Raw genomic sequence first — 11,892 nt, forward strand, 5'->3', positions numbered from 1 at the left:
AAACTATGTCGATAATAATCAGAAAAATTAGTCAATTTTATAGAGGACAATGTCTACTTATAGACGAAATGATAGATTTATGAAAGAGAAAAGGGGGAAATTGTTGGCATGTACATGACGATAGGGAGAATTTTTGATTTATCTGTTGGTAAGTATCCGAATAAAGAGGCGTTAGTGGAACCAGAAAAAAATATTCGCTGGACGTATAAACAGTGGGATGAACAAATAAATAAAACGGCGCACGCTCTATTAGAAGAGGGAGTAAGAAAGGGAGATTGTGTATCTGTTTACTTATATAACTGTCGTGAATTTGTAAACGTTTACTTAGCTTGTGCAAAAATTGGTGCAATCTTTAATCCAATTAATTTCCGCTTAAAAGCGAAAGAAGTATCTTATATTCTTCAGGACGCATCCTCGAAAGTAGTTGTCTTTGAAAAAGCAGTTGAGTCAACTGTTGCTATGATTGAAAGGGATTTTCCAAATACATCCTTTTGGTATGTAGAAGACGATAAACCTTCCTATGCAAGCTCCTACCATGAAAAAGTAAATGCAGCATCTTCTGAGAAAGTAGATATCGAAATTGATGAAATGGATTATTGCTCTATGCTTTATACGAGCGGTACGACAGGGCATCCGAAAGGCGTATTGCATCGTCATCGTGAAATGACTGAGCATAGTATGATTTGTACGTATTTCTTAAAATATAACAGGGATAGTGTCGGGCTTGTAGTAGCACCTTTATATCATTGTGGTGAGTTGAATGCTGGGATTATACCGCGCATTCAAGTTGGCGGAAAGAATGTTATTTTGCATCACTTTGATACTGAAACAGTATTACATACGATTCAAGAAGAGAAGATTACAACGTTCTTTGCAGCACCGACGATGTGGAATATGTTGCTGCAAAAAGATTTATCCCAATATGATTTAACTTCGATGAAAATTGGTATATATGGCGGAGCAGCAATGGCACCGGCTTTAGTGAAGGAATGTAAAGAACGTCTTTATATTGATCTCGTCCAAATATACGGAATGACAGAAATGGGGCCAGTTGTTGCGTTTCTCGTGGAAGAGGATCAAATTACGAAAGCTGGTTCAGCAGGGACGCCATGTTTTAGCCATGAAATTCGTATTGTAAAGCCGAACGAAGATGCACCTGCAGAGCCAGATGATGTATTACCTCCTTATGAAGTGGGAGAAATTATTTTGCGCGGTCCGACTATGATGGCTGGCTATCATAATCGTGAAGAAGCAAACACAAAATCGCTGTATAAAGGATGGTATCATTCAGGTGACTTAGGTTACTTTGATAAAGACGGCTATTTATTCGTTGCAGATCGCGTGGATGATATGGTAATTAGCGGTGGTGTAAATATTTATCCTCGTGAAATTGAAGATTACCTCCATAGTCACCCTGGTATATTAGATGTTGCAGTGCTTGGTGAACCTGATGAATTATGGGGAGAACGTGTTGTAGCCGTTATTGTAAAGAAAGATGAAACAATCACAGAAGCTGATTTAGAAAAGTATTGTAAAGAAAGTGATGAATTAGCAGATTATAAACGCCCACGTCATTATTTATTTGTGGATGAACTTCCTCGTAATGCGAGTGGGAAACTGCAGAAATTTGTGTTGAGAGAGTCGTTAAAAGGTACGAAAAAATAATAAAAATGCCTTTCCAATTTGGAAAGGCATTTTTATTATTTACGTGAAAAACCTTCTTCATCAAGGTATTCCGCTGCTTCTGGATAAGAGTTGAATGTACCGTCTAAGTTTACGCCAGCATAAACGTTCCACATGTCATCCTCTGATATAAGAGTAAGAATATGACCATCTTCGTTATGCCATTCTTCTTCTTTCGCAGGTTCTGCAGGGATTACTACTTCTTCTTGTGATAATAGTTCAATTGATTGCTCAATTACTGAACGTAATTCTTCCGCTGAAAATTCACGGATGTTAATCATACCTTTATCGTCCGTTTTGTAACCTTTAATACCGCTTGCATATACAAATCCGTTTCCATTTGGGTGTAAATGATATACAACGTTCTTTTTATCTAAACGACTTTCTTCAAAGTGAAAGTTTACGCGTTTTAATGATACGTTCTTTCTTTCTAATTCAGGGAAAGATTCAATGATCGATAATTTTTCTTCAAAAGTTAGCATAGTGCCTCCAAGTATATAGTAAAAGATTTAATTTGTTCATTATAGCATAGTTGCAATTGTTTCCAAAGGTAAGGGGGAAACTTTTCATTGAATACGTTTACTTCACGAGACTGTAAAAAGTACGCTAACGAATAAATCTTTTTAGGTGTACAATGGAACGTGGACTTTATATGAAGGTGGTTATTTTATGTTTCAAAAAATTGCAAAGGAATGTTTAGCAGGATTTACGGTTGCGATTGTTGCGTTGCCACTTGCCATTGCGTTTGGTATTGCGGCAACGGGAACGTCTGAAGGAGCACTGGTCGGATTGTATGGTGCCATTTTTGCAGGTTTATTCGCAGCGTTATTTGGTGGTACACCTGGTCAGGTTACTGGGCCAACTGGACCGATTACGGTTATCGCGACAGGAGTTATTGCGACGCACGGGTTAGAGGCGAGTTTTATAGCATTTATGATGGCGGGACTTTTTCAAATTTTATTCGGGGTATGTAAGCTAGGCTCTTACGTTCGATATATTCCGTATCCTGTCGTTTCAGGATTTATGAACGGTATTGCATTGATTATTATTTTAGGTGAAATAAAACACGTGCAAAATAGTTTTCTGCTCGTAGTATTAACGATCATTGTAATGATTGTTTCTGGAAAATGGATTAAGGCCATTCCATCTAGTTTAGTTGCGTTAGTCGGTGTGACTGCGTTGTTGCCTTTATTTTCTTCATTGTTAGAAGGGCTTACAGTGAAGGTACCGATTATCGGAAATCTTTCACTAAATAAAGTAATTGAAAAGATTGGAACGATTCCAGAAGCGATGCCTACGCTTCATATTCCATCTTTAAGTGGAACAGGATTAGCAGAACTTATTTTACCAGCGCTTAGTATTGCTTTATTAGGTTCGATTGACTCTTTATTAACGTCAGTCGTAATGGATAATGTGACAGGTACACGTCATAAAAGTAATAAAGAACTTGTCGGACAAGGTATCGGTAATATGATGAGCGGATTGTTCGGCGGATTAGCAGGTGCAGGGGCGACTGTACGATCTATCGTTAATATAAGAAGTGGCGGTAAAACGGCGCTTTCGGCAAGTATGCATAGTGTTATATTGTTTATTTTCATTATGGGACTCGGTTCAGTCGTACAATACATTCCACTTGCTGTATTATCAGGTATTTTAATTTTAACGGGTATTGGAATGTTCGATTGGGAAAGCATGAAGAAAATGCATGTAGCGCCAAAAGGTGATGTTATTGTTATGCTCGTAACGATGATCGTTACAGTGAAGTTTGATTTAATGATCGCTGTTGCATTCGGGATTATTCTTTCCTTCATCCTATACATTGTGAAATGTAAAGAACGTAAAACTTCGATTGTAAAAGAAAGAGAAGCAACGTATACGATTCAAGGACCGCTCTCTTTCTTATCAGTAGATCGTATTTTTACTACTTTACAAGATGTGAAGTCACCGATTGTTTTACGTATGAAAGATGTGCGCTATATGGATGTGTCAGGAGCGATGGCATTATTAAATTTTGTTGAGCAGTCAAATAAAGCTGGAGCGAGTGTAACGCTTGAACAAGTACATCCAAGTATTGAAAAAACAATTGTAGTAATGGCGAACGACGAACAGAAAGAGAAATTGAAGTTTTTAGGTGTTTAGACGGTATAATAAAAATATCGCAAAAGAAAATTTAGAGTATGTAAAACACGAATGAAATAAAAAGAAGGTGCTCGAAAATCCAGTATAACGGACTTTTCAGAGTACCTTCTTTTTGTTATTCAATTCCCAAGTCAACAATCATATAAGCAAGTATAACAACGAAGAAAATACTTACGGCTGGTGCTGTTAATACGTGACCAGACATAAAGCCGATGCCGAGCGATAGGACGAGTGTGTTAGCTAGTAGCATGTGTTTTACATTTAATAGTTTTTTGAAGTTAGTAATGATGCGAATGAATATTTTAATACCGAAATAAAGAAGCGGCAGCAAATACATAAGGAATCCAACAATGCCGAATGCAAAGAATAGGTCGTAGAAATCCATTTCGACTAACTTAGGTGTAGTTGTATAGTTACCAGCGTAGCCCATTCCAAATAGTTTTTGAGATAGGGGTGCGTCCTTATAGTATTGTTTGTATACGTTTAAAAACTTGTCACGATCACTGTAAATTAAACTTTTCATTTCAGAGTCTGTTAGTTCACCCTGCTCACGTTCTTCCTTAATTTCCTTTCCTTCTTGTACTGAATTTTTATATTTATATATTTGTAAATGGATGCTCATGTTTTTGGCGATAGGAGTATATGGTGTAAGTATGAGTATACCTCCTAATACGATAGCGACAACAATTGTATTTACAAGATATGTGAATCCTTTTCCTTCTTTTTTACGATGAATAATATATTCAATGAATAAGAAAAAAAGAGCGATACCAAGTGTAATAACAATGGCACCATAGCCTACTTTCGTTCCAATCATAATACTTGCATACATCGCAAGTACAGTTGGAATCCAGTAATAGATTTTCGAGAAAGAAGTTGTTTTATGAATTGAGTACAAGACAACGATGGGGAACGTAATGGCGAAAATGGAACTTAACTCATTTCCAGCAAAGAACCATCCCCTTGAACCAATCTTTGAGTTCGGATAGCTTGGGAAATCTGTACTAGTCAACATAGCCACAATGATTGAGATGCTCAAAATTAACGTTGCATATAAGAAATAGATAATGATTTTATGAAACGCATATTCGTTATTTTTTAACTCTGTAAGAGCGATAATATACCCAAACAGTAGTACCATTGGATATACACTTTTTAAAATAAATTTCACTTCTTCTCCGAAAGAAACGGGAGATTTGACCATTAAATTATTAACAAGGCCGATTGTGAGTACAGTTCCAAGTAAGCATAAGTAGAGAATGTATTTTTTCGCACCTTGTTGTTTGTGATGAAGAAGTAGATACCCTAATGCAAGAAGCATAAAGGCGAAACGGACTACGATTCCGACTGTTGTGCTCATATGTAATACATAGATTGAAAAAGATGTTAGTAAATCTAAAATTGGTTGAAACACAATGAATAGCAGTAGGAAATGTGGGAAGTAGTTATCCGTCTGTTTCAACTTATTAACCATATGTTCCTCCATTTCTTCATTCTTTTATTTCAGCACCTGAGTGAGGGGATAAATACCTTTTTATAGTAAGGCGAATGAATTTCAATATTAATTTTTAAGCATTACATGCAAGAAGACATTATTTTATTGTAATGATAGATAGATGAAAGGTATGGATAAACGGACTTTGATTGCTATATTTTTTAACGAAATGGTATGTTTTATACAGGATATATACAAATTGTGAGATTATTAGACAGAAAATTAAGAAAAAAGAAGGATTTTTTACCTGTTTTCTATAATTATATAAGTATAATCTTTATGTAGAAAAGAGGGGTATATGATGGAAGTAACGAGTAAAACAGAATCTGTGGTTGTGAAATATGAAGGAAGCGTAGCAACGGTGATGGTCAATCGCCCAGAAGTGTTAAATGCATTAGATGAGCCAACGTTAAAAGAGCTATTACAAAAGTTGAAAGAAGTAGCGGAGAGTTCTGCGCATATTGTTGTACTATGCGGGAACGGCCGTGGTTTTTCTGCGGGTGGGGATATTAAATCGATGCTTTCAAGTAATGATGAAAGCAAGTTTGACGGTATTATGAATACCATTTCTGAAGTCGTTGTAACTTTATATACGATGCCGAAGCTTGTGATTAGTGCAATTCATGGACCAACTGCTGGTCTTGGATTAAGTATTGCATTAACTGCTGATTATGTGATGGCAGATATATCGTCAGTTATTGCGATGAACTTTATTGGAATCGCTTTAATTCCAGATGGTGGCGGTCATTTCTTCCTACAAAAGCGCGTCGGTGAAAATATGACGAAGCAAATTATTTGGGAAGGCAAGAAATTATCGGCAACAGAAGCGTTAGATATCGGTTTAATTGATAAAGTAATTGGCGAGGATTTCCAAACGGCTGTGAAGCAAAAAATTAATGAATGGTTACAGAAACCGGTTAAGGCGATGATTCAAACGAAGCAAATTTTATGTGAAGTCAATCGCTCTAATTTAGAACAAACGTTGCAACTTGAAAAACGCGGTCAATATGCGATGAGACAAACAGCTGACCATAAAGAAGGTATTGCTGCGTTTTTAGAAAAACGTCTACCAGTATTTAAAGGGGAATAAAGTGAAAGTTTAATGAGTAGGAGATTTTGTTCACCTCCCACTCATTATTAGCCCGTTAATTCGGGATAAAAGGGAGAAAGTGCTAACACATTTTAGTATAATTGTGTTAGCACTTTTTTTAAGGAGTCATACATGAAAAAAATTATAGGTATTACCGGTATAATTTTGTTTGTATATTATGCATTGCACAGTACACCATCTATGGCTGTACGAACTGCATTATTTTTTGAAGGGCATCCAAGTGTTGCGTTTTCTGGTGAAGTAACGAAAGAAAAAGATGTGAAAAAAGAAGTGATTCCAGATGAGTACCAAACTTTATATGGTAATGAAGAAGAAAAATCAGAGCACTATTTCTTTCCGCATGTAAGGGCGCACGGATCAGGAATTGATATGTTAAGTGCGTGTGTGAAAAAAGAGTGGTTTTTCTATAAAGTGAAACTTTAATCAGTGGGGGTTTTGTTCATCCCCCACTGATTATTAGTTGAACCAATCGGGCGTTTACGGGCAGTTGATCTCCCACCTAACTTCTTTTCCCCGTCTGAATTTTGAGGTGGGAGTTTTACTGCCCGTTAATGCGGGATAAAGCAGAGCTCGGGTGTTATTGAACATAGGAGGATGAATGATGTCAACTTATAACAAGTTAGTAAGAGACCGTGTTCCAGAGAAAATATTAATGTCTGGAAAAACATATACAGCACAAAAATTAACAGGCCAAGCTTACATACAAGCGTTAGCGAAAATTGGAACGGAAGAAGTTCGTGAATTTGCTTCTATGAAAGAGCGTGAACATGCGTTAGATTCTCTTGCGGATGCACTGGAAGTGATTATGTCATTAGCGCGTGCAGAAGGAGCAACAATTGAAGATGTAGAGCGCCTTCGTAAGCAAAAAAAAGAAGAGCACGGTGGATTTGAAAGAGGGATTTATTTATTAGATGTTTCAGAAGAATAGTTTCATAGGAAAAGCATAGCGTTACTCACTAACGCTATGCTTTTTTGCTGCAATGAGGCCAATAATGAAGAAGATAGCCGTTAATCCCCAGCCGATTGTAATAGAAGTAGTAGTATGAACAGCATAAAAAACTTGTAAACAAAGTAATGATGCTAAAAACCAAATGAGTGCAATGTGTATATATTTTTTTGATATATTCATATTTTATAGCTCCTTTTTACATACTAAAGAGAATTTTACTATAATTTAGAAAATTAGACTATATAAGTAGAGGTTTCATAGCAAATTTTGTATACTGAATAATAGAGAAAATGAGGAGGAAACGACAATGGCACATCATACGAAAGAAACGATGGAACTCATTAAGGAGCTTGTCTCTATTCCGAGTCCATCTGGAAATACGGCGAAAATTATTAATTTCATTGAAAACTATGTGAGTGAGTGGAATGTAGAGACGAAGCGTAATAATAAAGGCGCTCTTATTTTAACGGTAAAAGGGAAAAATGATGATCAACATCGTTTATTAACTGCTCATGTTGATACGTTAGGTGCGATGGTAAAAGAAATTAAATCTGACGGTCGTCTTCGTTTATCTATGATTGGCGGATTTCGCTGGAACTCTGTAGAAGGGGAATATTGCGAAATTGAAACGTCAAGCGGTAAGACGTATACAGGAACGATTTTAATGCATCAAACATCTGTACACGTATATAAAGATGCAGGTGAAGCGAAACGCGATGAGAAAAATATTGAGGTTCGTATTGATGAGCGTGTCTTTTCAGCTGATGAAGTACGTGAATTAGGAATTGAAGTAGGAGACTTCGTTTCATTCGATCCGCGTGTTCAAATTACAGACAGTGGATACATAAAATCACGTCATTTAGATGATAAAGTAAGCGTAGCAATTCTATTAAAATTAATTAAAAGATTGCAAGATGAAAATGTAACATTACCATATACGACGCATTTCTTAATTTCTAATAATGAAGAGATTGGATACGGTGGAAACTCTAACATTCCAGAAGAAACTGTAGAATATTTAGCAGTTGATATGGGAGCGTTAGGTGATGGACAAACATCTGATGAATATACAGTATCTATTTGCGCAAAAGATTCTAGTGGTCCATACCATTATGCATTACGTAAACATTTAGTTGAACTTGCGAAAGCGAACAATATTGAATATAAAGTAGATATTTACCCGTACTACGGATCTGACGCATCAGCTGCGATTCGCGCTGGATTTGATGTGAAACATGCATTAATTGGAGCCGGTATTGATTCTTCTCACGCTTTTGAACGTACGCATGAGAGTTCCATTGCACATACAGAATCATTAGTATATGCGTATGTAATGTCTAATTTAATTGAAGACTAATTTCATAGAAAATAAAGTGGGCTGATTAAAAATATTATTTTTAATCAGCTTTTCATTTAGGGGGGCAAGATGAAGAAATTATTGATGGGGAGTATCGTTGTAAGTTTAGTGTTAAGTGGATGTGCTCAAGAAGGTTCAGATGAAAAAGTAGTGACGAAGGTAGAGGATACCCAGGGGAATAAAAAAGAGAGTAGGAAAATACAAGGGTCACAAATAAATCCACAAGTGCAAAGTCGCTACACTGTTTTAATGAATTCTACTGAGGGAGAAGCGTATACTTTGCATGTTTTTTCGAATAATGAACAACATGAAGCGCAAAAAGAACCTTGGGTTGGTGCACAAGAAGGGGATCAAATATATAAAGGTGAATATCAGCTTGCCTTACAATCTACAAGCGCGACATTATATTTGCAAGAGGCGAAAATTGGAGAGTTTGTATTTAATACGTCTAGAAAAAATGGATTTGTAAGTAAAGGTACACCAGATTTTTTCGTAGCACTGCAACGTGAGTCTTCTAATTTTTCAACAGTGAAAGCTTTTTACATTCATAGAGGGAAAGTGCTCGAAGTGAAAATCGATGAAGATGATTTTGGTATTACAGGAACTTGTTTTAAAGCTTTAGATAAAGGGAAGTTTCTTATTGGGAATTATGATAATGGAGAAGGAATGTGGTATTTTTCGACTTTCCAAACCGATCTTGAAACGGGAAAAGCGAAACGGGTTGATCAGAAAAAGCTTCCTTTGGAGGAAGGGAATGTATATGTTAAGGACAATTTCAAATGATACATTAGGAGAAGCAACTTATGGTAGTATGCTAGATTACTAGGAAGAACAAGCTCAGAATGTATCTTCTTTTTGTTATTAAAAATAAAGAGATTGCCAATAGGCAGTCTCTTTTATTTGCGAAAGGATTTAGAAAGGTTTCTCTTTATTTCCGGCATATGATATCATTTAATTTTATATACAAAAATATTCGAGTAATTGTGATCATAACAATTTTAAACGATAAAGGATGATAATAGATTGAGTAATCATAGTAAAACACCTGCATGTATATATACGTATGCGTTTCGCGAAGAGGAGCGTGCTTTATGTTACTTGGAAATGCGCTCGTTCTTTGGGATGGAGTCTCACGTTAATATTTTGAAAAGTGAAGTCAAGATTGCTCCGAGTAGAAGTCCGTTTATTAAAGAGCGCGTTGAGGTTATGTATGAAGGGGACGACTTAGAAAGCATTTTAGAACAAGTGGAACAAATTGATTTAGCAGGAGCGACATTCAAAGTTATCTTCGTTAAAATCAATGATCTTGGTAAAGAAAATAAAATTGAATATGGGGAAAGACGCCTTATTGAACGAGACCTCGGTATGCATATTGAAGGAGAAGCAGACGTTCGTAATCCAGAGCGCGTATTCGGGATTGTTCCTCTTGGAGGACGTTGGTACTTCGGGCACTATGTAGAAAGTGATCCAGTTTGGTATCATCACATAAAAAAACCGCATAGCTATTCGACATCACTGAGCACACGTGTTGCTAGAGCTGTCGCAAATATCGCTGTACCAAACCCAGATGGAGTACGAGCAATTGACCCGTGCTGTGGCATTGGAACAGTAGTGGTAGAAGCACTTTCTATGGGGATTAACATCGTTGGTAGAGATATAAATCCACTTGTAGTTCTTGGAACGAGAAAAAACATCGCACATTTCGGGTTTGAAGGAACAGTAACAAAAGGCCCAATTGAAGAAATTACTGAGAACTACGACGTCGCAATTATCGATATGCCATACGACCTATTTACGCACGCAACACCAGAAGATCAACTCTCGATTCTTTCAAGTGCGCGCCGTATCGCAAAAAAAGTAGTCGTTGTCACGATGGAAACAATGGACGACATGATTCATGAAGCGGGATTTGAAATTACAGACCGCTGTATCACAAGAAAAGGATCATTTTCTAGACAAATTCTTGTTTGTGAATAAGAAAAAAGGTCACCCGTTAGGGTGGCCTTTTTGGTTTGTATGAATGTGTGATTGGTTGGTGGAATGGGGAGGTGATTTGTCGATAAGTCGATATACTATGTTGAACCGCTAATATATTTCGAGAATCAATCGATATTAGATTGCTCTTCTTTCGTTTTCTCTTGTTGTGCGATTAATAAATTGCGCAATACGTGTCCGCGGTAACTTTCTAGTTTTCGTCCTTCATGATAGCGGACACCTAATTTTTTAAGTTCAGCTACGTACCAGCCTTTTGTTCCGTAATACATGAGACCACTTCCTTTTTTCTTTTGAACAGTATATGTTGTGGGGATTTGGAACTTTCTTATCAAATTAATATTGAATATTCAGTTTATTTACATTATGATTAATTTAGTATCGGATGGCAGTGAGTAGCCTCGCTGTAAGCCCGGATTTATATTTGAAAATGAAGAGAGTAACTTCTTTCCACTTGAGCTTCTTTAGCAGGAGTACGAGCTAGAAGGATAAGGGGAGTAAATAAAATTCAATGCAGCTGTATACGATGCTTTTCTGGCTTTTAACATAGTAACGGAGGGTGAAATATGCGCAAAGGAACTTTTTTCATGGCTGGACATTCGAGACTTCCGAAAGGGATGGCGGTTCGCAGTATGTACGAAACGTTAACAATTACAATTGAAGCAGATCATAAATATCATGTCATTATTGAAGCGTCATGTACGCTTGCAACAGAGCACGGGAGAGGCTTCGTCGCCCAAATTTTAAGAGGACATAGTTTACGAGATGGTATTGAAGAAATTGTGCAAGATATTACAGATCATTATCAAGGAAAAGCGCAAAATGCTATCGTCAGTGCGGTCAAAGATTTGCATCGCCAATATGTAAGTTATTTAAATGATGAAAAGCCTGTGGAAGAGTACGAGGAAACAAATTTATAATCAATGTCTAGTTTATAACGATAAATGAGAGCCAGTTGTATTTCCTTTAAAGAGATGCGACTGGCTTATTTTATTTGGGAGTAAGTAAGATGAATACGTGAAAAGAAATTCAAGTTGTAAAACAAGAAGCGAAAAAAGGGGATTTATAAAATGTGTAAAGTATGTCGAGGAAATAATAAAAAACGAATTGACAGTTAGAATATTTAGAATTATTATTTAATTAATAAGGTCCATTCGAGAAATTAG

General features: G+C 36.6%; 13 protein-coding genes. 9 read left to right on the top strand and 4 right to left on the bottom strand.

Translation table 11 applies throughout. From position 1 onward, the window contains the following. The first annotated feature begins 108 nt into the window (after window positions 1-108). Window positions 109-1,665 (top strand): fatty acid--CoA ligase, encoded by a 1,557-nt coding sequence (locus tag F0362_RS04575; protein WP_000281987.1) that lies wholly within the window; start codon window positions 109-111, stop codon window positions 1,663-1,665. A 35-nt stretch (window positions 1,666-1,700) separates the two neighbouring features. Here F0362_RS04575 and F0362_RS04580 read toward each other — a convergent pair whose 3' ends face one another. Then, window positions 1,701-2,165 carry a hypothetical protein gene (locus F0362_RS04580; RefSeq protein WP_000955010.1) on the bottom strand — a complete coding sequence of 155 codons (465 nt, stop codon included), beginning with the start codon at window positions 2,163-2,165 and terminating at the stop codon, window positions 1,701-1,703. Window positions 2,166-2,352: 187 nt separating this feature from the next. Here F0362_RS04580 and F0362_RS04585 point away from each other — a divergent pair, with 187 nt between their 5' ends. Beyond that, on the top strand, window positions 2,353-3,822 hold the full coding sequence (locus F0362_RS04585; protein WP_000486660.1) for a SulP family inorganic anion transporter: 1,470 nt from the start codon (window positions 2,353-2,355) through the stop codon (window positions 3,820-3,822). A 115-nt stretch (window positions 3,823-3,937) separates the two neighbouring features. Here the strand turns inward: F0362_RS04585 and F0362_RS04590 are convergent, their stop codons facing one another. After that, window positions 3,938-5,296, bottom strand: a complete 1,359-nt coding sequence (locus F0362_RS04590; protein WP_149889671.1) for an O-antigen ligase family protein — start codon at window positions 5,294-5,296, stop codon at window positions 3,938-3,940. Between the two features lie 322 nt (window positions 5,297-5,618). Here F0362_RS04590 and F0362_RS04595 point away from each other — a divergent pair, with 322 nt between their 5' ends. The 3 genes from F0362_RS04595 (at window position 5,619) to F0362_RS04610 (ending at window position 7,356) form a co-directional block, all read left to right on the top strand. Beyond that, on the top strand, window positions 5,619-6,407 hold the full coding sequence (locus F0362_RS04595; protein ID WP_149889672.1) for an enoyl-CoA hydratase: 789 nt from the start codon (window positions 5,619-5,621) through the stop codon (window positions 6,405-6,407). A gap of 132 nt (window positions 6,408-6,539) precedes the next feature. Beyond that, window positions 6,540-6,851 carry a hypothetical protein gene (locus F0362_RS04600; RefSeq protein ID WP_149889673.1) on the top strand — a complete coding sequence of 104 codons (312 nt, stop codon included), beginning with the start codon at window positions 6,540-6,542 and terminating at the stop codon, window positions 6,849-6,851. Window positions 6,852-7,029: 178 nt separating this feature from the next. Then, entirely contained in the window at window positions 7,030-7,356 is a 327-nt protein-coding gene (locus tag F0362_RS04610; RefSeq protein ID WP_000109210.1) for a nucleoside triphosphate pyrophosphohydrolase, read from the top strand. 21 nt (window positions 7,357-7,377) lie between these two features. Here the strand turns inward: F0362_RS04610 and F0362_RS04615 are convergent, their stop codons facing one another. Then, window positions 7,378-7,557 carry a hypothetical protein gene (locus F0362_RS04615; RefSeq protein ID WP_149889674.1) on the bottom strand — a complete coding sequence of 60 codons (180 nt, stop codon included), beginning with the start codon at window positions 7,555-7,557 and terminating at the stop codon, window positions 7,378-7,380. Between the two features lie 127 nt (window positions 7,558-7,684). Here F0362_RS04615 and F0362_RS04620 point away from each other — a divergent pair, with 127 nt between their 5' ends. The 3 genes from F0362_RS04620 to F0362_RS04630 all read left to right on the top strand — a co-directional run bounded on the left by F0362_RS04620 (window position 7,685) and on the right by F0362_RS04630 (window position 10,711). Then, window positions 7,685-8,734, top strand: coding sequence for a M42 family metallopeptidase (locus F0362_RS04620; RefSeq protein ID WP_149889675.1), 1,050 nt, complete (start codon window positions 7,685-7,687; stop codon window positions 8,732-8,734). A gap of 69 nt (window positions 8,735-8,803) precedes the next feature. Further along, the gene (locus tag F0362_RS04625) at window positions 8,804-9,517 is read left to right on the top strand and encodes a hypothetical protein (RefSeq protein ID WP_079519117.1); all 714 of its coding nucleotides are present in this window, start codon (window positions 8,804-8,806) and stop codon (window positions 9,515-9,517) included. Window positions 9,518-9,757: 240 nt separating this feature from the next. Beyond that, a complete protein-coding gene (locus F0362_RS04630; RefSeq protein WP_000064982.1) occupies window positions 9,758-10,711 on the top strand; it encodes a TRM11 family SAM-dependent methyltransferase in 954 nt (317 codons plus the stop codon). A gap of 125 nt (window positions 10,712-10,836) precedes the next feature. Here the strand turns inward: F0362_RS04630 and F0362_RS04635 are convergent, their stop codons facing one another. After that, window positions 10,837-11,067: a YflJ family protein gene (locus F0362_RS04635; RefSeq protein WP_100064179.1), complete on the bottom strand. Its 231-nt coding sequence runs from the start codon at window positions 11,065-11,067 to the stop codon at window positions 10,837-10,839. A gap of 225 nt (window positions 11,068-11,292) precedes the next feature. Here F0362_RS04635 and F0362_RS04640 point away from each other — a divergent pair, with 225 nt between their 5' ends. After that, window positions 11,293-11,646, top strand: coding sequence for a DUF3870 domain-containing protein (locus tag F0362_RS04640; protein WP_001225458.1), 354 nt, complete (start codon window positions 11,293-11,295; stop codon window positions 11,644-11,646). The last annotated feature ends 246 nt before the right edge of the window (window positions 11,647-11,892 follow it).

The organism is Bacillus sp. BS98, from assembly GCF_008432245.1.
GTDB lineage: Bacteria > Bacillota > Bacilli > Bacillales > Bacillaceae_G > Bacillus_A > Bacillus_A toyonensis.